The sequence below is a fragment of the Paenibacillus sp. J22R232 genome (assembly GCF_056269165.1).
The window spans coordinates 37,499-60,366 of the sequence record NZ_JBWDNK010000017.1 but is presented as its reverse complement, the minus strand read 5'-3'; the positions used below and the strand labels follow the sequence as shown (position 1 = coordinate 60,366).

Sequence of the window (22,868 nt, the reverse complement as noted above, 5' to 3'; positions counted from 1 at the left end):
GCAAGGCTGGCGTCCCATCAGTAGACACCAGCCTTTACATAGTGAAGTTTGTATTATTGATTCTGGCATGCACTTTTACAGAGAAAGCTGCCTCCGCATATTTTTCTGGCCACTCCTTTTTCAGCTCGCGCCAAACAGCGGGATGCTTGCGATGTATCATCTCCCCGATGCCCAACAAATCGACTTTATGTTTTTGCGAGAATTGAATATAACGCTCTACTTCCTTGGCGATATGACCGTTTAATGCCTGCTCCCAATTCGCAATGGTTTCGGGATTGATCTTAATATTGTCGCATTGCACGCTCGTCAGGTTTAGATCGGTGAAAATATCAATCTGTATATTAGGGAGCTGCTGCTGGCCGACATTCGGCTTTATTTTCGTCCGGTTGTGGATACTCTCGAAGGTGGCCATCTTCTGTGAGCCGCAGGAGATTTCTTCTACGGATCCGTTTATGCGGTTAGATACTCGAAGATAACCCTTCGTTTCCTGTCCGCGCATAAACCCAATGAGGCGATCTCCTTTGAATGCAAAAAGCCCCTTCGTCTGAAGCAATTGAATCTTATGATCTACCTGGTCCTTGACGATCTCAATGGACGGGATCGTCATATCCTTATAGTGGTTAATGATATCCTCATATACATTAATCAATGAGGCTTGCTTTGTAAGCGCCGTGCTTTCTCCCCCCTCAGACAGTCCTCTCAGCGCCTGCGATGATATGGACACGTTGGGCATCGATACTCTTAATGCTTCATAGGCTTTGCCTTCCATGACATAAATTAGCGTTGAATTACGAAACTGCCTTAACCTTCGAATATCGTCAATTTGCTCATCGATGCCATCCCTGGCTAGATCCGCGCTAAAAATAATAGCCGTCGTATGTCCCCACAATAGCGTGCGATCGGACTTCGCTCTCATAAGCCGTGCAGCTTCGAAAAGGCTGCTTCCCTCGGAAGTCAAGTAGAAGGTATTTTCCTGCATGCCTTTCGGCTGCTGGCTGCCGGTCGTCAGCTTTGCAATCTCTGCAGTCACCCTTACAGCTCCGTTTTTCCCCTTGTCAATGGCGACAGAATGAACGATATGGATTTCGTTAAGTTCCATGCTTCCCTTGCAGCCTGCGGCGATAAAGCAAAGTCCGATCAACATGGCAGCTGTCATCGCTCTACTTACGCGGCTCATGGCTTACTCCGGAACCTATTTCGCTGAATCGCGCGAAAAAGGCTGGGTCTTAGCTTGTTCTGGGAATGCGGGCGACGAACGACTACATCCGTCAATTCATCTAAGCGAAACGGAGCAAGAGGACCTAAGTACGGAATTCCGAAGGAGCGCAGCGAAGCAAGATACGTCAGCAGCATAATAATGCCAACCATGATGCCCACGTAGCCGAGCAGCGAACCAAGCAGCGTCATGCCGAACTGCAATATCCGAATCACATAGTTAATGGCTGTTGGCGGCAGCGTAAACGTACAAATGCCGGTTAAAGCTGCCACGATGACCATAATAGGCGATACGATCCCTGCTTCTACAGCCGCTTGCCCAAGAATCAGCGCTCCAACGATGCTAACGGCTTGTCCAACCTGCTTAGGCATTCGTATGCCTGCTTCGCGCATAATCTCAAACGCGATCATCATCATAAAGCTCTCTACTACAGCGGGGAACGGGACAGGCTCCTTCGCTGATGCGATGCTTTGCAAAAGCGTCGTCGGTACCAATTCATGATGAAATGTAACCGTCGCTACGTAAAAGGCCGGCAGCAGCATACCAATCACACCGCTGAATAAACGAATTAACCTCATGATCGATCCGATATAGTAATTCCAAGCATAATCTTCGCTGACTTGGAACGCCTGCAGAAATACGAAAGGCAAAATCAGCGCAAACGGCGTACCCTGCACGAGGATGGCGATTCTGCCGTCCAGCAGTGCACCGATCACTCGATCCGGCCTTTCGGTAGATTCGATCAAAGGAAATATCGTCCCTCGGTTATCCGTGATCCATTCTTCAATATAATCGCTCTCTAATATAGCCGCTGCCGGTATCTCATCGATTCTTTGGTGCACCTCCCGCAGAATTTCAGGGTTGGTAATTCCGCCGAGAGATAGGATGATAAGATTAGTCTTCGTTAAATGTCCGACCTTGCGAAATTCAGCCTTTAAGTCCGGCGATGCCAGATGATAGCGGACGAGAGCAAGATTGTTCTGCAAAGATTCCGTGAATCCGCTTCTCGGGCCTTTAACGGTAGCCTCGCTTGCCGGCTCCTCTACGCTTCGCAGCTGTACATCCATCGTATCGATGACCTGCCCGTAACCTCGCCCATCGAATAACAGCACCGACATGCCTGCAGCGAGAGCGTCCGCAGCTTCCTCGATCGTATACACATTTGCATCTAGTTGGAAAGCTGGCAGAAGCTGCTTATCCTGCTTATACAAATGAAGCAGCTTATCCAGCTTCCGCGTGTCCGTCATTCCTGCTATGTAACACACCGTCACGGATTGGTTCTCCTCAATGGCAGAATGCACCATGATTAAATCATCCGTTGCTTGCATCCTCTCCAGCAGTAAGCGCTTGTTCTCAGATGCGTCGCTTGTGAGCAAAGTTTTTTGATCATCCAAGGCGTTCACCCGCTTTTTGTCATTTTTGTTTTTATAAGCGCTATGCACAAGAGCAAGCATGGGAGCAAAAGCTGGAACGAGATAAAATACCAAGCCTGCTTGTCATAGAAAGCAGCCAATTCGACCAACCCCCAGACTTTGAAGCGAGCGCAGACAACGAAGCCGACAGCAAGCGGAATAATGAACAAACGAGGCTGCTTGAGCCGAAGAAAATCGGTTAAACCACGGTGGGCTGACCAGAAATACACCGTTATTTTGGTGAAGCAGCTGAGTACCCATACAACGACCAGTGCAGCATCGAACCGTTCGATATTACGAAAAACCCGGATGTTCTGAATAAGGCTGATGCTTGGGTAAGTAAAGGTTGCCGTCGTTTGTCCTCCGAACAGCATGGTGCAAGATAGCACCGACAACAGCATCAGCAAGAGCGTAATGCCCATGGCACCATAGGCATAAGAAGCGGTGCTTTTGGTTCGGCGAACATGCTGCACGATCATGGACACAAACATTAAGTCGCCGAACCAAGACATAGAAAGCATCAACCCTTTCAGCGGCTCCAATAAACCATCCTCGAGGATAGGAAGTAAATATTCCGGATGATATTGATTAATCAGAAGCACGTAGATAGCAAGAAACGTGATGATCGTGACGATGAATATAAGCTCCGATACGCGAGCAAATACCTCTAGGCCGTGATATACGGCATATGCACACATAATGACACCCGCAATTAAGTACCATAGCTGCGGAATGATCGGATTCAAAGCAATAATAAAAAATTGCGAAAATTCGCAGAGCACCCATGTCGTAACGTCTAAGAAATAAAAAATAAATAAAAAGGAAAATAATCCTCCTAGCCAAGGACCTAATACTTTTTTGGATATGCCGATTAGATTTTGTCCGGGATAAAGCTGATTCAGCTTCAAAAACACAAATAGATTAAAAAAACCGACCATTCCACCCACTAGCACCAAATACCATGAGTTACGTTCCGCATAATGAGCCAATGTAGCAGGTGCATACAAACTAGAGGTTCCTATCGTAGCAATAACGATGAGCGACATCATTTGGAAATTGCTGATTTGGATACGCTGTCCCATATCGAACCTCCCTTATCGATGCCTTCAGTATGCGCCGCAATTGGTAAACTATGCATGGCATAGCGGACTAGCAACTTAGGCATAATAAACATGGAGGTAGGAAAATGAAAAAATATATCGTCTCCTTTGCTTTCTCGGCCATTTGGTTCTTAATTGTATTTTGGTTTTTCTCTAACTATTATTGGTACCGTAGAATTGCGTTAGAGAACTGGGGCTTTCTGATCGTAAACGTCATTACTTTATTTCCGGTGCTGCTTGTTTTATTTGTTGCGGATCGCATGAAGCCTGCCAATACCCCTGTCGATCAGCCTGCCGCTAATGCTAAACAAGACCCTAAACCTTAAAATATACGAAGCTCTCTGCCGCTTAACCAGTCTTAGTCACCCGCTTCGCTACTCCGAATAGCTCGAGATTCAGTATAACTTCCTCTCCTACCGATGAATAAGTAACCTTTCCTTCTAGCCCTACTAGGAAAAAAAATACCTCGTCCTGAGCTTCGTAATAAGGACAGATCTCGTATTTAAAGCATCCTTCCTGCGTGAGGTAAAGCTTCTCCTTCTCAAGCGATATGTAAAAGGATGGCTCCCCAGCGCTCTCCGAAGCGTAGCTTCCCAACAACGCGTTGCGACGGATTCCGGCGATCTTTACAGGAGCTTGCACGACCGGGGCTTTTACTTCGTCGCCTAGTACTATTCGTGCGAGTTGGCCCGCTACTTCTGATGCCGGCGTCGTTGACAAATTCGATAATACGATCACGGTCAAATCCTCGTACTTATAATGGTTCATCTCCGAAATAAATCCGTTGACGCTGCCGCTGTGACCAATTATTTTCCTGCTTATGCCACTCCGCTCTTCTTCCTGTATGAACAAGCCATATCCATAATCCCCATGATATGGAGTTATCATGCGTTCATAAGACTGCTCACTGATCTGTCGCTGCGCATGCAGCGCAAGCCCCCATAAATAAAGATCCTCTACGGTGGAGTACATCCCTCCGGCACCGGATGGAATGGACATATCCATAAACTCCGCATGAACGATGCCGCCCCATATCTCATAGCCTGAGGCACGATTCTTCAGCATTTGCCTTGCGTTGTCATTACCGGAATGCATCATGCCCAGCGGCTTCAACAAGACATGATGAATATAGTCCTCATAAGAGCGACCCGACATTTGCTCGATAAGATAGCTGAGGATCACATAACCGGAATTGCTGTAATTAAACTGGGTACCGGGATCGAATTGCAGTGGATGTGCCGAAAACCGCGAGATCGTATCTTTAGTGGTAGAATGCAGCCTCATTAAAGCTCCATAGTTTGCAAAGCTTGTGAAGTTCGGGATGCCTGCCGTATGTGTCAGTAAATGATGAATCGTTATTTGCTCGCCGTTTGGATAGCCAGGGATATATTGGGAGATGGGGTCATGCACACTCAACTGCTTTAGTTCATCCATCATGATGATTGCCATCGCCGTAAATTGCTTGGTAAGCGATCCAATTCTGTATTTGGTTTGAGGCGTGTTCGGAATATCATGCTCAAAGTTAGCCATGCCATATCCCTTGCTAAGCAGAATACGCCCTTCCGAAGCGACCAATACGCTGCCGTTCAAGTAACCGGAATGTGCCAGCAAGCGGCAATGCTCGTCCAATTGCTTATGCAAGAGATCACTGGAAATCAAGCCCGCAGCATACATCTAACCATCTCCATTCCCACTTGTAATGAATGATTGACCTGCAACCATTTCCTCCTTCATTTTAGCAAACATATGTTCCCATTGTAAACATTTCCCTCTCCTTTTAGCAAAAAAAAGACAGCTTTCGCTGTCTCCGCTTCATGATTATTGTGACGCACGGTCACTAGCCTTGTATTCATGTAGTCCTTCGCCTGAATAGGATTGCAAAGGCGAAATTTCGACCTCGTGATCATTCAGCTCCTCTGCCGCAATTCCCGCAGCCTTAAGCCAGCTCCTATGCAGATCCAGTACGAGGCGACGCGCGCTTTGCGGGCTGTCCTCACCCGCCTTATTTTTGACCGGCGCGAATTCCTCTTCGCGCTTGGTTTTGAGCACCGTCAGTCCGGATGCCAGGGGGAAAAGATCGAATATAAACCGTTCAAGCTTATACGCATTCGGTTCAGATGGCTTAACCAAGCTTCCGTTCGCTCCTTTGTATGCCATTTTTTTAGAAGCCATATGATAATCGAGGCGCGCATCAGCATGCCGTTCAATAAAGTCCAGCTTGAATAGATGAATGGATATATGCCCGAGATTATAAAATAATCGCCCAGCCTGATCTCTCAAACGTTTTACGTCATCTTGAATCTCGCTGTATTCCACTACGGCGGGGCGGCCGTTCTTCAAGCATACAATTCCGATTTTCTCATCGGGATCCGTCTTCTCGATCACCTTGGTCGCAATAGGGTTGGATATTGAAGCAGCCAATCCAATAAAAGCGGGATCCGCAGCCTTAATCAGCGCATTATCCACGTTGTAATAGAACACCCATTCCAAGCCCCTTTGCTTCATATCGCCGATGGCTCCCGCTTTACCTAAAGAAGCAAAGCACTCTCCATGGCCGCTTGGCGCAAGCAAAAGCTCATCTTCTGCTGCAAAAAGCAGCTTCCAATTGTGATCCAGCACCGGCATGGTTTGCTGCTGAAAGAAAAAAACATCTTCGGGCGGATAGCCAAAGCAGTCTGCGTCATGAAAAAACATTGCCGTATCCGCGTGATTCTCCGGGCTTGTCATAATATACCAAGGAATGGTTTTTCCTGCCCGAATAGACAGATTAAGAAGCCGCTCGGCTTGCAGCTGGAACAATGATTTCCCCGAAGGGAGCCCGATATCCAGCGTACCCTTGGGACCTTCATGGCCTAATCGGCTTCCTAGCCCACCCGCCACAACGACAGCACCGACTTTGCCCAAGCGCAGGAGCGACCAGCCAAGCTCGACAAGAGCCTGCCGTTCCTTTTCCCCGATATCCGTTTCATTCACATAGGGAATCGGCTCCATTCGGCCATTTAGCGTTTCGCTTAAGCCTGCAGGGCCATTAATGGCTCGACACAATGCATCAAAATCAATATTCCCTAGTTGGGCGGCAAGCTTGTCCTTCGCAGGTCCCTTTAATCGCTCCAGTCGGTCGAGAACATGCTCTTGATTATTTGCCACCAGCCATGATCTCACTTGTTCCATGTTAAGTCCCACACCTATCCCCCCTCATATGACGCCATACGGAAGCTTTCAATAAATTGCTGCGCACGCTGCGGCAGATAATGATCCTTCAGCCAAAGGATCCCGACGTCAGATTGAAAATCAGCATCCTCTATTGCGAGCATTTTGACAACGGTGCTCGGAAACGAGGACATGACCGATTTCGGAAATACGGTCGCTCCAATCCCCCCTGCGATAAGCGACATAATAATTGCAACGCTGGAGCATTCGCATATAATATTAGGCTCGAAGCCGTGCCGCTTGCATTCATTGACCACTTGCTCATGCATGCGCGTCGTCCGGTCCGTCTTCAGCGTAAGAAACGGAAACTGCGCGAGCTCCTTCATGCACAAGGACTCCTTTCCCTCATACGCCGACCATGAGCTTGGAATAACGGCCACGAACGGATCTGACGGTAAAGTCAGAACCGAATACTGCTGCGGGTGCTTCTGCGCTTCAAACGGCAGCCTTGCGACGATGAGGTCAATCGCCCTTTTCTCAAGCTTATCGCCTAAGTAAAAGTGATCGCCCTCCGATATTTTGAACGTGACCTGGGGATACTTTTCCCTAAACAGCTCGATCCGCTTCGGCAGCAAAGAAATACACGAAACGACAGACCCGATAGACAGCACTCCGCTGATTCCTTCGTCGAGTCCCTTCACCTCGCGCAGCGATTCGTCGAACTGCAGCAGCAGTGATTCCGCCTTCTGTTTAAGCAACGCCCCCGCTTCGGTAAGGATGAGACCCTTGCCGTTACGCTCGAACAGTCTGATTCCAAGCTCCTCTTCCATTAGCTTAAGCTGGCGGCTCAGCGGAGGCTGCTCCATATTAAGCAGCTTGGCAGCGCGCGTAACCTGTCCTTCTTGTGCTATAGTTAAGAAGTATTTCAACTGACGCATGTCCATATCAATCACTCCGTTCATCTATACCCAAAAGGTATGGACCTTCAATAAAATAGATATTTTAAATATATCGCATGTAGTGTTAGCATTCAATTAACGATCATTAAAGGGAGATGGGCCACTTGCTTCAATCATTGGAAATCGAGTTAACGAGCAATAAGAAACAGCAGCCAGCAGCAGACCAGCTAGGATTCGGCAATCATTTCACGGATCATATGTTTATTATGGATTATTCGACGGACAACGGCTGGCATAAGCCCCGCATCCAGCCTTATCAACCGATCGTGCTAGACCCTGCGGCAAAGGTGTTCCATTATGGACAAACGATATTTGAGGGCTTGAAAGCGTATAAAACGGATGACGGCCGCGTACTTTTGTTCAGGCCTCATAAAAACATACAAAGAATGAACCGCTCCAACGAGCGCCTCAGCGTACCTGAGCTGAATGTAGACATCGTCATTGAAGCCTTGAAGCAGCTTATCTCCGTCGATAAGGACTGGATTCCGACAGCACCAAGCACATCGCTGTACATCCGTCCATTCATTATTGCGACACAGCCGCAGCTTGGCGTAGCTCCATCGACGCATTATCAATTTATCATCATCATGTCGCCGGTAGGCGCTTACTATACGGAAGGCGTAAACCCTGTCAAAATCTTCGTTGAGTCCGAATACGTCCGCTCCGTTAAAGGCGGCGTCGGCGAAGCGAAGACGGCCGGCAACTATGCCGCTGGCTTGAAGGCGCAGGAGATCGCCAAAGAAAAAGGATATTCCCAGGTCCTCTGGCTCGACGGCGTACACCGCAAATACATCGAGGAAGTCGGCAGCATGAACGTGTTTTTCAAGCTGAAGGGCGTCGTTCACACGCCAGAGCTGAACGGCAGTATTTTGGACGGAGTCACCCGAAATTCAATTATTCAGCTGCTCCGTCATTGGAACATCGAAGTCATTGAACGTCCGATTACGATTGAGGAGCTCTATGAAGCAAGCCGGAACGGCGAGCTTGAAGAAGCCTTCGGCACGGGAACAGCGGCCGTTATTTCTCCAATCGGAGAGCTGAACTGGCAGGATGACGTCCTAATCATTAACGACGGACAGACAGGCGAGCTTTCCAAAAAGCTATACGATACGCTGACCGGTATCCAAATGGGCAAGCTGGAAGACCCGCTCGGCTGGATGGTTGAAGCGACGCCGGTAAGCGTATAACCCCACACACGCGGAACAGATAAGCAAAGCCAGCAGCAAGCGCTGCTGGCTTTGCTTATTTCCGAAACAATAAATCCGCTTCATTCCGCTAACTGGTCGCAGCTCTTCCCATAAGGATCCGGCATAACAAATAGAGCATCCCTTTCATCTGGTAGCCATAAGCATTTCAGTAAAGAATAATTATATCCATTTATTCCATCCCTTTAGTCCTGCTTTTCCGGTAGGATAAACGTATTGAATCAGATAAGGGATGATTAGACATGCTGAACATTACGGCTGTGCATACGGTTTTTCAGAAAGAAGAGCTCTTCCAGGCGATAGCCGCCAGGTATGATATCGGGACACCGCTGCGCAGCCGCTTTATCCTGAACGGCTTGAACGATACCTACGAGGTTCAGGCAACCGCCGGTACATTTATTCTGCGCATCTACAAGCATGCTTGGCGCAGCGAAGCCGACGTCCGGTTCGAGCTGGAGCTGCTTTCCTTCCTGGCAAGTTGGGATATGCCCGTGTCCCGTCCGCTGCTTCGAAAAGACGGAGAACTGCTGTCCAAGCTGAACGCGCCGGAAGGCGTCCGTTATGCCGCGCTTTTCACTTTTGCCGAAGGGATTGGGAAAGTTGACTTAGAAACAAGCAGCTCCTACGGCCGTGCCGTCGCGCAGCTGCATTTGGCCATGGATCAGTACGTACCGACCCATGAGCGCTTCGCACTCGATGCCGATCATTTGCTGCACGAGCCGCTGCGGCTTCTGCTGCCTTTCCTGCATCATCGCCCCTCTGACGTGAAGCTCGTGCAAGAAATTGCCAAGCGACTGAAGTCAAACCTCGAAGGCGCCTCGATTACGTCCTATGACTGGGGAATCTGTCACGGCGATCTTCATGGATGGAATGTGTTTCATGGCGATGACGGCAGCCTCACCCATTTTGACTTTGATTGCTGCGGGATGGGCTGGCGTTCCTATGACTTGTCTGTTTTTCTATGGGATCGCGTGCATGGCAGGCAGGACGGCAGCTACGACGATGAGTGCTGGGATGCCTTTTTAAAGAGCTATTTGGAGGAAAGGCCTATGAGCGAGCAGGACCTCGCCATGATTCCCGTTTTTGTCGCCGTTAGGCAGATATGGCTGATGGGCTTGCATACCGGCCGAAGCCCGGTTTGGGGTGCATGGCAGGACGATGGATATTTTGATGGAAAGCTAAGGTTTTTGTATGCATGGGTGGAAAAGCATCAGCTTTAATCTTAACGGAGCAAATTGTAGCTAACCCCTAACCCTATTTGCTCCATCCCTCTTTCCTTTTTGAATCGCCTGTTTACTTTATAAAAAAGGTATGCTATCTTATTTCTACGCATATAGAAATAACAACCGTAGAAAAAGGTGAAGCCGCCATGTCAGAAGATCATGCGAACGTACGCGAAGCCGTTAAAGTCTATAAAGCGCTTGGCGAGCCTACTCGTCTCAAAATCGCTCTGCTGCTCACAGAAGAGAGAAATTTGTGCTGCTCCGATATCGGCTCCAAGCTTGAATCCGTAGCCGGCTCCACTCTTTCTCACCACTTGAAGCAGTTGACGGAATGCGGACTGCTTAATCTCCGCAAGGACGGAACGTATATCTACTACAGCGTGAACCGCGAATTGGCGAAGAAGTACGCGCCTTATTTGTTGGAGTAATTTTTTTTGTTTACTATTTCTATATATTTAGAAATATAAAATTATTGGAGTGGAGAAAGGAGCAACATCTGTATGTCTAACGCTTGGAAAATTTACATGCTGGCTATTATCAGCTTTCTGGTTGGAACCTCTGAATTCATTATCGCCGGCATTCTAGATAAGGTTGCCGCCGATGTTGGCGTATCGGTTTCGGCGGCTGGCCAATTAATTACCGTATTCTCGCTCGCCTATGCATTCGGTACCCCGATCCTCATGGCGGTTACCGCACGCATGGAACGGCGCAGCCTGCTTCTCTACTCGCTTGGCGTATTCGCTGTCGGCAACTTAATTGCCGTTATGCTGCCTGGCTTTACTTTCCTGATCGTATCCCGGATCGTATTGGCGCTCAGCACAGGTGTCTTTGTCGTCACCGCGTTAACCGTCGCATCCAAGCTGGCACCCGCAGGCAAGCAAGGCAGTGCGATTGCGACGCTCGTGATGGGCTTCAGCACCGCTTTAATCATTGGCGTTCCGCTCGGCAGACTGGCCGCTTCCGTTTACGATTGGAAGCTCATCTTCGGAGTAATCGGCTTGCTTGGACTTTTGGCGATGCTGATTATCGTCACTTCCATTCCCCAATCCGACGGCGAAGCACCCGTTCCGATTCGCAAACAGCTGTCCTTGCTGAAGCAGCCGAAAATCGCTATCGCCTTAACCGTAACCTTTCTATGGATCGGCGGTTACTCCATCGTATATACGTACATCTCACCCTTTTTACTAACCGTCACCAAGCTTAGCGAGCAAGGCGTCAGCATCGGATTATTCGCATTCGGCATCGCGAGCCTCATCGGCTCCAAAATCGGCGGATTCAGTACGGACAAATGGGGGGCTCCGCGAACGCTCGTCAGCGGTATGCTATTCCATACCGTTGCGCTCATTCTTCTCTCGTTTGCCGGGCAATCGCCGGCTGTCGTCTTCCCGCTGCTTATGCTATGGGCATTCACCGCTTGGTCATCCGGCCCAACGCAGCAGTATCACCTAATGTCACTCGCTCCGGAAGCATCAGGCATCATGCTTAGCCTGAACAGCTCTGTTCTCCAGCTGGGCATGGCAGCAGGCGCGGGTCTTGGCGGCGTAATCGTCGAGCAAGCATCGCTCACCTCGATTACCTGGATCGGAGCGACTGGCGTCATACTTGCCGCTGCAACGGCAGCCACATTTTTCGGAGTCTCCCACTCCCGCTCCCGCCGCAAAGAAACGGAGCGCACAGTAGCTGCTCCAGCCAAGTAATGCGTCTACAAACAAGCAGGCCGCCCATCTAGGGCGGCCTGCTTGTTTGTCTTTCCCTTACTCAAAGCGAACAAAGAAGTAATTTTTTTTGCCGCGCCGAAGCACGACGTATTTGCTATGCAGCTTGTCCCCTGTGCCAATTACGGCTTCGGCATCATTCTGCTTGGCTCCGTTAATCGATATCGAACCGCTCGTAATGTCCTGCTTCGCTTGGCGGCGAGATGGCGCTGCTCCGGATTCAATCAGCAGATCCATAAGCGGAAGCTCGTCCCGGCCGTTTATGACTGTCGTAGGCATATCCTGCAGCGCTTCGATCAATTCCGCTTCGCTCAGCTGATTAACATCCCCTGAGAAGAAAGCCTGCGTAATTTTCTCCGCGCTGTCCAGCGCTTCCTGTCCGTGTACAAGGCGAGTAATCTCGCGCGCGAGCTCGCGCTGCGCCACCCGTTTTTCCGGATGAGCCTCGAGCTCCTGCTCTAATGCCTCGATTTCCGCTCGCGAGAGGAACGTGAAATATTTCAAAAACTTAATCGTATCGTTATCCTCGGTGTTTATCCAAAATTGATAAAACTGGTAGGCCGACGTTTTGGAGCGGTCCAGCCAAATCGCGCCGGATTCAGATTTGCCGAACTTTTTACCGTCGCTTTTGGTTACAAGCGGCATCGTCATGCCGTAAGCATCTCCGCCGCCCATTTTGCCAATTAGGTCGAGCCCGGCAGTGATGTTGCCCCATTGATCGCTGCCGCCGATTTGCAAGGCGCAGCCATGCTCCTGATGAAGCTTGTGGAAGTCGTAGGCTTGCAGAATCATATAGCTGAACTCGGTGAAGGAAATGCCAGATGACAGCCGGGAATCAACGGAATCCTTGGCGAGCATGTAGTTTACCGTAAAGTTTTTGCCAACGTCCCGCAGAAAGGTGATCACGTCGAGCGGCGCAATCCAGTCGTAGTTGCTCACCAGCTTGGCTGCATTGTCCGCAGCATCGAAGTTTAGGAAACGCGAAAGCTGGCGCTTCAAACTTTCCGTCCACTGCGCTACCGTATCCGACGTGTTAAGCGACCGCTCCGAAGAGCGTCCGCTCGGATCACCGATCAGACCGGTCCCGCCGCCTACAAGCGCGAGCGGAATATGGCCCGCCTGCTGGAAGCGCCGCAAGCATAGAATCGGAAGCAGGCTTCCGATGTGCAGGCTGTCCGCCGTCGGGTCAAAGCCGCAATACAGCACGACGCGCTCGCTTGTCAGCTTTTTATGTAATTCCTCGCGGTTCGTGAATTGCTGTACCAATCCCCTGTACTCCAGATCCGCCAAAAGATCGTCTTGATTAACTATTGCTGTTTCGTTTGTCATACAGCTCTCTCCTCTATGGTTTCATCCAGCTAGCGCCAAGCCCCAATAAGGCCATAGGATCGCCGCTCGCGGTTAAATCTTCATGCTGCCTGGCCTGATCCTGCGAATCGATTTTCTAATGAAAACATCACAGATGACCAAGGATACGCCTACCAAAATATCGGTAAAGGCCACAAAAATGAAATTAAACGGATATCCGCCCATCCTTGAAATATAATACACCGTAAACGCCAAAATCCCAAGCATGCTTACCGTGAAAATATAGCTTTTGCGCAATAAAAGCGCTAAGCCTCCCGCAATTGCTGCCATTATCGCCGCCGTTCCGAGCGTCAGCAGATTATGCTCCATCTCGATGTTCGTCCGAAACAGCAGCCTGCTTGGGAATACGTAGGAAAAATACCAATCCTCGTTAGGCAGCGCGCGGAACGAAGCTTTGTATACGCTGCTGCCCGCCTTCTCCATCGGTAGATTCGAATGCAGCTTAGCACCCGCTGCAAACAGCTGCACCTCCAACTCTACATTCGGCTCCCCTTCCCAAAACTCGGCAGGCGTCAAATAATACAGGTGGGAGCGTATTTTATGGATAACGCCCTTCTCGTACAGCCCTCCACCCTCCGAATACTGAATAACGATACGTTTCGTTTCGCCAGGACCGAAAGAAAGCGGAAACTGCGTACCCACAGGCGCTTGATTGCTCGTCCATCCCTGATTCAACGTAATCGCTTTTCCGCTAACCGGGTCTATTACCGTATCCGTTGCCTCTGCTTGCCAATTGGCAGGCTTAGCTTCCTGCGCGAGACTCACGGCAACCTGCTCTCCGTTCTCTGTAACAGTCAGCGCTTCTTTGGAGGGTGTCAGGAACAACACCCGAATATCCTTCCGTTCATTCGATCCGTTGTGCAGCTCATAGGAAACCGTAATATCGGCGCGCCCTTTATAATCGTTGATGCTTTTACCGATTTCGAAGAGCACCTTCTCATGAACCAAGCTAACCTTCGAATGCTCATCCAGCTGCAGCAAACCGTATCCTTCGGTAGGTTCATATAGTGGTCCGCCATTCGCGCTGGCCGTTGCCGGTCCCATAAGCAGAATCAATATAGCAGCTACAAGCGTAAACGGCTGAAGCCGTCCTCTGGCGGCTAAACTTACGTTTCGCGGCATGCCGTCCCTCCCATTCCTTGTGATTGGTATGATGGCTAGCGTGATGGCAGCTCCATCCTTTTATTTTAGCATTTCGCGCTCTCGTTGGCATACGTTTACGATCTTTTTCTCCATTCCGCTTGTAACAGAGCTGCAAAATGAACCAAATAAAACCTTGCCATACTAGTGGATAAAACAAATCCCCCTGCGACTCCATTCATAGGAAAAGCAGGGGAATTCCTGTAGTTGTTTTATGGCTTTCTCCAGCTGTCCTTCAAGGCTACGATCCGGTTAAACACAAGTTCGCCGTCTGCCGCATGCTTGCTGTCTACGCAGAAATAGCCATGCCGGACAAACTGGCATTTGTCCTCCGCTTGATTAAGCGCCGCGGCAGGCTCCAGCATGCAGTTCCGCTTGACAAGCAGCGATTGCGGGTTAACTGCACGTACCCAGTCGAATGCTTCATCCTTCGGTCCCTCTTCATCGAGGAGCAAACGATCGTACAAATGAATGTCGGCCGCGGCTGCATGTGCCGCAGACACCCAGTGAATCGTTCCCTTTACCTTTCGTCCCGTGAAGCCTGAACCGCTTTTGGTTTGAGGGTCATACGTGCATCGAAGCTCGATGATCGCACCTGTTGCCTCATCCTTGACGATTTCCTCGCAGCGGATGAAATAAGCGCCTATCAGCCTTACCTCCGACCCCGTCGTTAAACGGTGAAAGCCCTTGGAGGGCTGCTCCATAAAATCCTCCCGCTCCATATACAGCTCCCGCGAGAAGGGCACCTCCCGACTCCCCAACGCTTCGTTTTCGCTGTTGTTGGCTATCGAAAGAAGCTCTGTTTCCCCCTCCGGATAATTCGTGATAACGACCTTTAGCGGGTTGATAACGGCCATATAACCTTTAACCGCGGGTTTCAAATCCTGCCTTGCCGCATGCTCCAGCATGGCAATATCAACCGAGCTTTGCGTGCGGATCATTCCTATTCCTTCGATGAAGCTTCTGATGCTCTCCGGGGTGAAGCCCCTTCTCCTTAAGCCGCGAATCGTCGGCAGCCGCGGATCATCCCAGCCGTCTACGAAGCCCCCTTCTACCAGCTGCCTCAAATAACGTTTGCTCGTGACGACACCGGTTAGATTAAGCCTTCCGAATTCCCTTTGCTTTGGCGGCTCGTTGACCGCAAGCTCTTGAAGGACCCATTCGTACAATGGACGATGGTCCTTGAACTCGTTCGAGCATAACGAATAGGTAATGCCTTCGATCGCGTCCTGAATCGGATGGGCAAAATCATACATCGGGTAAATGCACCATTTGCTGCCGCTCCGATAATGCTCTGCATGAATGATGCGGTAGATAACGGGGTCTCTTAGGTTCATGTTCGGAGAGCTCATGTCAATCTTCGCTCTCAGCACCTTGGAGGCCGCCTTATGCTCCCCGTTTTTCATACTCGCGAACAATTGCAGGTTTTCTTCAACCCCGCGCTCCCGGAACGGACTGTTCTTGCCGCCCTCTGTCAGCGTCCCGCGATAGCCGGTCATCTCCTCCGGCGACAAATCGCATACGAATGCCTTCCCTTTCTTGATCAACGCGATGGCTGCTTCATAGATCTCATCCGAGTAATCCGAACCGTAATAGACATGCCCCTTCGGACTATAGCCCAGCCACTCGATGTCCTCGATAATCGCATTCACATATTTGATATCCTCCTTCAACGGGTTCGTATCATCAAAGCGCAAATGGAAATTTCCGTTATATTTATGAGCGAGGGTATAGTTCGTGTGGATCGCATACGCGCTCCCGATATGCAGATAACCATTCGGCTCAGGCGGAAAGCGCGTGCACATGACACGGCTGAATAGCCCTGCTTCCCTGTCTTCGATTATGATTTTGTCCAAAAAATGCTCAGTGGCAATTTCGTTTTCCCTACTCATCGTAAAACCTCCATAGTTAGGCTAATGGCCGATCATAAAGCTGGTTTCCTGCGAAAATAAAAAAATTCCACCCCCAAGACCTCTCGTCTTGGGGGCGAAATTTGTCGCGGTACCACCCCAGGTTCATTAATATGTCGCCATATTAACCTCTTCAAGTACGGCACCTATGGATGCTTATACTCTAGCTCTATAACAGGAGCTCCCGTCACAGCATCCCCTCGCAAAGGTTCCGCTGTGAGGCTCAGAGACTTGTTTCCATAAAACATTCCTTGCTCCTTTTCAGCTGCCGGAGCTCTCTGTGAAAGAACGGTCTTATTTACTCTTCTCGTCATCGCCTTTTCATATTTGATATAGGTTAACAAATCCGAACCGTTCCCGCAATAGGCGTAGCTTTATTAAGACTGTTCCCCCGTTATCGCCGCGAAAGCTTGAACGTACTGATCATACTTGATTTGCCAGCTATCCTTACGATTTGGGAAAGCGCTGCCCTCTACGAGCGATTGAATGGCATCCAAGCACACATCCCAACCAGCAATGTCTCTCGGCGTATGAGCCGTAATCGTGTGCAGCTTCTCTACCAGAACTAATCGGCAGCCGCCCGGCTCCGGTAGCAATTCGAAACGAACCTGATCCTTGTCCCATGTAAAAGCAAGCACTTCCTGATCCTTAAGTTCCAGAATCGCAAGCTCCTCAAAGCTTCCATCCTGCATATCGAACGTAATCACCCCGCCCTCGCGCAAATCCTGAACGCGAAGCTCCGAAAACCACTGCACCAGCTTGTCGTTTTCAGTCAGCCATGCCCATACTTGCTCGGCCGAATGCTTGATATGGCGTTCGAATCGAACCTGATACCCCTCTATTGCTTGTGTGATTGTTGCAAGCATAACCTTTGTCCTCCTCCATTCCGCATTTTGACGCAACAAAAAAATCCATCAATAACCATATCAACTAGTATAAAATACAAAATAAACCGTTTCAAATTAGAAAGATAATCGGAGCATTGCTCGCTATTCCCGCTCCCACGGACGATGCCAAAAAGCTGCAGCCGAAGGATCGATCCTTCGACTGCAGCTTCTTTATCCATTAATTATTTTGCGTTATAAAATGCTTCCAGCTGGCTAACAACCGCAGCCAGCGATCCGTCTACGCGCGTCTGGCGCTGCTCTTTGTGGAATAGCGACGCGATCTGTTCAGGAAACGTCTGCTCGATGCCGCATAGCTCGATCGCTTCATTGAACTTCGCAGGATGCGCGGTTGCGAGCGACACGGTGATTTCCGAGCCGTCGCCGTATTTGTCAGCCGCGGCAACGCCGCAGGCCGAGTGAGGATCAAGCAAATAATCGCTATCCGCTTTGTATTTCTTAATGGTGCTTAAGCATTCTTGGCCTTGTACGCCGTGAGCGCCAAATTCCGCCTGCACCTTGCTTAGCGCTTCACCGGCAATTACGATCTGGCCTTCTGCTTTGAATTGCTCCATCAGCGTCCGGATTTGCGCGGCATCCTCGCCCAGCACATAATACAGGTACCGCTCGAAGTTGCTTGCTACTTGGATATCCATGGACGGGCTGTACGTGCTGCGGAAATCTCCCGGCTTGTACACGCCTTCCAGTATGAACCGCTCCAATATATTGTTTTCATTCGTTGCCAGAATTAGTTTACCCACGGGAAGGCCCATGCGCTTCGCCAAATAACCAGCAAAAATATCGCCGAAATTGCCGGTTGGCACGCTGAAGTTCACTTGCTTCGCATCGGTCTGTTTCACCACTTGGAAGTAGGCATAGAAATAGTAAACGGTCTGTGCCAATATACGCACAAAGTTGATGGAATTAATCGCAGCAAGCTGATTCGTCGCTTTAAAATCGAGATCTGCGAACAAATCCTTGATCATGCGCTGGCAATCGTCGAAGTTGCCGTCTACGGACAAATTCAGTACGTTCTCTTCCTGAACCGTCGTCATTTGAAGCTCCTGCACCTTGCTGACCTTGCCATGCGGGTGAAGGATGCAAATTTTAATGCCATCCTTGCCTTTAACGCCTTCAATAGCCGAAGCTCCCGTATCGCCTGAGGTAGCTCCGAGAATATGGATTTTCTTATTCTGCTTTGCCGCTACGTAAGTGTACAGCTGGCCCATGAATTGCAGGGCGATATCTTTGAATGCGAAGGTTGGCCCGTGGAACAGCTCCAGCAAATAAAGATCATCCTTCAGCTTGCGTACCGGCGTTACTTCCGGATCGCGAAAGGTTGAATAGCTCGCGTACACCATGTCCTTCAAATCCTGCTCCGGAATTTCCCCATTCGTATAATGCGAGAATATGGCAAGCACAAGCTCTTGATAGCTTAGCTCCTGCCATTCCTTTAAGGTTTCTGCCGAAATAACGGGGATCTCGTTCGGAACGAGCAGGCCGCCGTCATTGCCAAGGCCCATCATAAACGCATCGATAAATCCTATTTTGCCAACGTTGCCTCTTGTACTAATGTACTCCATTTGTAAATAGCCTCCTACATGCGCACCATTATCGTTATTTAAATCATATCATCGTTTTCCATAATAATCGATTCTTTTCACCACAGTATATCATTTTTATTGGTCAAAAATAAACGAAAGGCATCCAGAAATACAGGATGCCTTTCGTTGTTTTATCATTTTATAACGTTTGCTACGATCGTCGCGATTTCGGCACGGGTAATCTTATCCTTAGGACGGATCGTACCGTCCGCATAACCTGCGATAATGCCGGCCTTCGTCAATGCGTCGACCGCTTCCTTCGCCCAGCTGGATACGCCCGGCAGATCGGTATAGGCTTGCGGGCTTGTTCCCGCCGTCTCGGTCAATTTCTCCCCCAGCGCCCGGTACAAGACGACAAAGGCTTCCTCCCTCGTCATCTCCAGATTAGGCTTAAAGCTGCCGTCCTGGAATCCCGTTACCACTCCCGCTTCATATAATCCTTTAACGTACTTGCTATACCAAGCCGCAACCGGAATATCGCCGAAACTCGAATCTCCTGCTGCGGTGTCCAGATCGAGCAATCTGTACATAACGGCCATGAACTCCGCTCTGCTCATCTGCTTATCCGGCTTGAAGCTGCCGTCTGGGAAACCTCCAAGTATGTTTTTATCGGCAAGCTTGTTGATAGCCGCAGTTGCCCAGTGCCCTTCGGTATCCGAGAACACCGGTTTTGGTTCTGGGCTAGCACTTGGGCTTGGGCTAGACACAGACGGCGACGTCGGCGTTGGAGTTGCGGTTGCATCCGGTGTCGGTGTTGGCGATGCGGTGGCCTCCGGTGTCGGCGTTGGTGTTGGTGTCGCTTCTCCGCCTGTCTCTTCCTCTTTCTCTACGGTTACTGCCGCTGTTGCGGTATGCGCCCCGTCTACCGAAGTTGCGGTAATAACCGCCACTCCATTCGAAGCCGCAGTGACCATGCCTGCGTCGCTTACTGATGCAACGGCGTCATTCGAGCTTGACCATGTAACCTCCTGATTGGCCGCGTCGAGAGGCGCGATCGTCGCGTTTAGCCGTTCCTGCTCTCCTTCCTTAAGCGTAAGCTCGGTTTTGTCGATGGAAACGCCTGTTACGCGAATACCAAGGCTCTTCGCCACGATAATCCAGCTAATTTGGGGATCGGAGCTGGACGTGCCTGCATTCGCCGAACGATGTACGGTAAGATCAAGCTTTCCGTCCGCGATAGCTACATCCGCGTAGCTGAGCACGTCTGTTGCTGCCGTAAAGACATAACCGCTTGTCTTGACATCCCCGTTCACAATGATATCGGCAATGCGTTTGCCGTTTGAATATTGAGACCACGGATCATAAAGGCCGACATAAACCTCGTAGTCGCCGTTCTCTAGATCAAAGCGATAAGCAAGATCATCCCCAGCATTCGCTTTCAAATACCTAAGCGAGCTGAAAATATCGCCGCTGCTCGTACCCGAGGTCAGCGTGTTATCCCCGATATAGCCCCAGCTTTGGCTGTTCTCCGGATCATATTTCTGGTCGATTGTTTCACCGTTCAGTACTTTCCCCGCTCCCATGAGCGCAATCATGTCCAAATAGTCCGCGGTTGCCGCGCCGCCTGCGTTTACGAAATAAGCGCTGCTCTCTGGGATAACGTAAAGCTGGTGCTCGACTTTCTTATTCGCCAGCTCCGTCAGCGTACCGTTTACGCGTACCGTTCCTGGCTTTTGGAATGATTCGGGGCTTACATTCCAAGCAATCGGCGTATTCTTAATTGTTCCGTCTGACAGCGTTACGTTGACCGTGCTCGGGAATACAGGAGCTTTGCCAATTACCGTGCTTGTTGGCAGCACCGTATTAACCGTCACCTTGCCCATTCCTTCGAGCATTTCAAGCGTCCACTCGTCTTGCCAGCGGATCGCGATTTCGTCATTCTGGCCGAATTCGATTGGCAGCCAGACGTACCTGGAATTAGCCAGATCATTCTGGTTCCAACGGTCACCCATGTAAATGAATTTGCCTGCGGCTGCATCAACCGTAATGACCTGCGTGCTTTGCGAGCCGAAAGTCGTAGCGCTGCCCGGCGCCACGTCGCGCATCGTCTTCCACGGTCCCATAATATGGTCAGCGACCGTGTACTTGCCGACATTCGGAGCCCAGCCAGTTGCGCCGGACGTAATCATATAATACTTGCCTTGGTATTTGAACAAAGCCGGAGCCTCGCGCTGGGCAAGCGGGAATACGCGTACATAATCGACGCCGTGCACCGCTTTATACTGCGTATCCCGCTGGACGTTGCCATCCTTATGCCATCCGACGACATCCGTATAGGATTCATTGAGCTTGGAAATGTAGATCGTTAAGTTTTCCTCGCTTGAATAAACCAAGTATGCCGTGCCGTCATCGTCTTTGAACAACGTCATATCGCGAGCCATTCCCGGCTGGCTTGGCTGGCCATCATCGGTTGCGCCCGCAGGCGCTTGATCCATCCGGTTGCTCTCCTGGTAAACAAACGGTCCCAGCGGCGAATCGCTAAGCGCATAGCCCGCTTCCGCTTTCGCGTAATTGGCCGTAGATGTCGCGCTTGGGCCATCCGTATGCATCCACATGACGTATTTTTTCGTCAAATCGTTGTAAATGACTTTCGGACGCTCGATAATCCGATCTGTGCCGATATCGTTTAGAATGTCTGCTTTATCGGTACGGCCCGCATACAATTCAGATATAAGCGGATCATTAATAAAATCATCCGCGGATCCGATCGCAGTCAGCGCAAGTCCATGATCCTCCCAATTGTACAAATCCTTGGACGAGTAGACCCTCACCCCTCTAGCTGGCAAGTAACCGAACGTTTTGTCCTCGCCATACCAGTAGTAGGTTTCGGTTTCCTCGTCGTACATCATGCCTGCCCCATGTGCCTGAATGAGCGCGCCGTTCGTATCCCGCCACACTGCGCCCGGCTTAAACGAAGCGTTCGGCGCGTTGATCGCAAGCTCGGCTACCGCCTTCTTCAAAGCGGCAATTGCCGCGATGATTTGCTCCTGAACAGCAGGCTCCGTCACGTCGGCATTGCTTTCGAGCAGTGTCTCACTCAGCGACTTGCTTTCCTGAATAACCCGGTTCAGCTCCGCAAGACTGTAAGGCGTGTAATCCGTGTTCGCCAATTCCGCTTCAGCAGCCGTAATTCGGTTATCCAACTCCGAAATCGGAATGGTAATATTTTGTCTAATGATTAAATAACTAATGAGAGGATCGTTATAATTGCTAAGCGCCGCAGCAGAAGGACCTTGAATGCGTACATTCAACAATCCGTCCGTTACGCTAAGCTTCCTATAAGTGACGACCTTCTCTGCGCCTTCCGCGCCGATGGCCAAGTCTCCGCCCGAGACGTTATTTCCTTCTATTAGGAGATTAACGCTGCGTCCGCTCCAAGGGTTGTTGAAGCCGAACGTTACGTCATATTCGCCTGCCGGCAGCTCAAAATCATAGGCCAGCGCTTTATCTCTCACCTGCGTGCCGTTATAGTATCGTACTGAGCCTGATTTGGTCGATGCGTCGCGCACGTTCGTTCCGCTCGTTGTTGTAACCAAGCCCCATGCCTTGGTCGTGACGGGATCAATCCCGTATACCTGCTCCGTCACGGAGCTATAGAGACCGAATTGATCCGATCCCTCTACGGTCGCAGGGGTCTGGTCCCCCGCATTGACGAAATAAAGAATGTAGTCGTTATCTTTCAACTCCTGATCCGTGAAATCAGCGGCTATGGCTGTCGTTGTACCCTGCTCATCGTTATCTGCATATGCAGGCGTCCATGATGACAGAAAGGAAGCAAGTAGGGAGCAGCATAACGCCAAGGACAGCCATTTCTTCTTTTTAAACAATCGTATTCCTCCTTCAACCTTTTTGATCGCTCGTATTGATTACGCTTTCACTTTGGCTGTTGAACGTCATCACGAATGATAACGAAGATGAAACAGCGATTCAACTGAACAATGCGAACGAGGGTGAACTCCCGAGAATACGTCATATTTCGGCC

The 22,868-nt window shown here is 50.1% G+C and carries 17 protein-coding genes and 1 other annotated feature; of the genes, 5 read left to right on the top strand and 12 right to left on the bottom strand.

Annotated elements, in window-relative coordinates:
- Positions 1-34: 34 nt before the first annotated feature.
- Genes AC0YN3_RS28690 through AC0YN3_RS28680 form a run of 3 tightly spaced genes read right to left on the bottom strand, consistent with a single transcriptional unit; the run spans position 35 to position 3,710 of the window.
- Positions 35-1,177, bottom strand: coding sequence for a Ger(x)C family spore germination protein (locus AC0YN3_RS28690; protein WP_475778331.1), 1,143 nt, complete (start codon positions 1,175-1,177; stop codon positions 35-37).
- Complete coding sequence (locus AC0YN3_RS28685) at positions 1,174-2,610, bottom strand: spore germination protein (RefSeq protein WP_475778330.1); 1,437 nt, start codon at positions 2,608-2,610, stop codon at positions 1,174-1,176. Before AC0YN3_RS28685 ends, AC0YN3_RS28690 begins: the two co-directional genes overlap by 4 nt.
- A 5-nt stretch (positions 2,611-2,615) precedes the next feature.
- Positions 2,616-3,710, bottom strand: a complete 1,095-nt coding sequence (locus AC0YN3_RS28680) for a GerAB/ArcD/ProY family transporter (RefSeq protein ID WP_475778329.1) — start codon at positions 3,708-3,710, stop codon at positions 2,616-2,618.
- Between the two features lie 104 nt (positions 3,711-3,814).
- Here AC0YN3_RS28680 and AC0YN3_RS28675 point away from each other — a divergent pair, with 104 nt between their 5' ends.
- Complete coding sequence (locus AC0YN3_RS28675) at positions 3,815-4,054, top strand: hypothetical protein (RefSeq protein WP_475778328.1); 240 nt, start codon at positions 3,815-3,817, stop codon at positions 4,052-4,054.
- A 22-nt stretch (positions 4,055-4,076) separates the two neighbouring features.
- On the opposite strand, the gene AC0YN3_RS28670 is transcribed toward AC0YN3_RS28675, so the two are convergent.
- The 3 genes from AC0YN3_RS28670 to AC0YN3_RS28660 form a co-directional block, all read right to left on the bottom strand.
- The gene (locus AC0YN3_RS28670; protein ID WP_475778327.1) at positions 4,077-5,402 is read right to left on the bottom strand and encodes a serine hydrolase domain-containing protein; all 1,326 of its coding nucleotides are present in this window, start codon (positions 5,400-5,402) and stop codon (positions 4,077-4,079) included.
- A gap of 144 nt (positions 5,403-5,546) precedes the next feature.
- Positions 5,547-6,911, bottom strand: coding sequence for a UTP--glucose-1-phosphate uridylyltransferase (locus tag AC0YN3_RS28665; protein WP_475778326.1), 1,365 nt, complete (start codon positions 6,909-6,911; stop codon positions 5,547-5,549).
- 2 nt (positions 6,912-6,913) lie between these two features.
- Positions 6,914-7,822, bottom strand: a complete 909-nt coding sequence (locus tag AC0YN3_RS28660) for a LysR family transcriptional regulator (protein WP_475778325.1) — start codon at positions 7,820-7,822, stop codon at positions 6,914-6,916.
- Positions 7,823-7,941: 119 nt separating this feature from the next.
- On the opposite strand from AC0YN3_RS28660, the gene AC0YN3_RS28655 reads away from it, so the two are divergent.
- The 4 genes from AC0YN3_RS28655 to AC0YN3_RS28640 all read left to right on the top strand — a co-directional run bounded on the left by AC0YN3_RS28655 (position 7,942) and on the right by AC0YN3_RS28640 (position 11,962).
- On the top strand, positions 7,942-9,024 hold the full coding sequence (locus AC0YN3_RS28655; RefSeq protein ID WP_475778324.1) for a branched-chain amino acid aminotransferase: 1,083 nt from the start codon (positions 7,942-7,944) through the stop codon (positions 9,022-9,024).
- A gap of 260 nt (positions 9,025-9,284) precedes the next feature.
- Entirely contained in the window at positions 9,285-10,262 is a 978-nt protein-coding gene (locus AC0YN3_RS28650) for a phosphotransferase (RefSeq protein ID WP_475778323.1), read from the top strand.
- A 149-nt stretch (positions 10,263-10,411) separates the two neighbouring features.
- Positions 10,412-10,693: an ArsR/SmtB family transcription factor gene (locus AC0YN3_RS28645; RefSeq protein ID WP_183565423.1), complete on the top strand. Its 282-nt coding sequence runs from the start codon at positions 10,412-10,414 to the stop codon at positions 10,691-10,693.
- 72 nt (positions 10,694-10,765) lie between these two features.
- Complete coding sequence (locus AC0YN3_RS28640) at positions 10,766-11,962, top strand: MFS transporter (RefSeq protein WP_475778322.1); 1,197 nt, start codon at positions 10,766-10,768, stop codon at positions 11,960-11,962.
- Between the two features lie 57 nt (positions 11,963-12,019).
- On the opposite strand, the gene tyrS is transcribed toward AC0YN3_RS28640, so the two are convergent.
- The 6 genes from tyrS to AC0YN3_RS28610 form a co-directional block, all read right to left on the bottom strand.
- Positions 12,020-13,309, bottom strand: a complete 1,290-nt coding sequence (tyrS, locus tag AC0YN3_RS28635) for a tyrosine--tRNA ligase (protein WP_475778321.1) — start codon at positions 13,307-13,309, stop codon at positions 12,020-12,022.
- Between the two features lie 72 nt (positions 13,310-13,381).
- Complete coding sequence (locus AC0YN3_RS28630; RefSeq protein WP_475778320.1) at positions 13,382-14,470, bottom strand: hypothetical protein; 1,089 nt, start codon at positions 14,468-14,470, stop codon at positions 13,382-13,384.
- Positions 14,471-14,700: 230 nt separating this feature from the next.
- Positions 14,701-16,380, bottom strand: a complete 1,680-nt coding sequence (locus tag AC0YN3_RS28625) for a glutamine--tRNA ligase/YqeY domain fusion protein (RefSeq protein WP_475778319.1) — start codon at positions 16,378-16,380, stop codon at positions 14,701-14,703.
- 87 nt (positions 16,381-16,467) lie between these two features.
- Positions 16,468-16,721: a binding site (T-box leader), on the bottom strand.
- A 54-nt stretch (positions 16,722-16,775) separates the two neighbouring features.
- Positions 16,776-17,264 (bottom strand): SRPBCC family protein, encoded by a 489-nt coding sequence (locus tag AC0YN3_RS28620; protein WP_475778318.1) that lies wholly within the window; start codon positions 17,262-17,264, stop codon positions 16,776-16,778.
- A gap of 203 nt (positions 17,265-17,467) precedes the next feature.
- Complete coding sequence (gene thrC, locus AC0YN3_RS28615; protein ID WP_475778317.1) at positions 17,468-18,865, bottom strand: threonine synthase; 1,398 nt, start codon at positions 18,863-18,865, stop codon at positions 17,468-17,470.
- 155 nt (positions 18,866-19,020) lie between these two features.
- Positions 19,021-22,713 (bottom strand): S-layer homology domain-containing protein, encoded by a 3,693-nt coding sequence (locus tag AC0YN3_RS28610; protein WP_475778316.1) that lies wholly within the window; start codon positions 22,711-22,713, stop codon positions 19,021-19,023.
- Between the last annotated feature and the right edge of the window lie 155 nt (positions 22,714-22,868).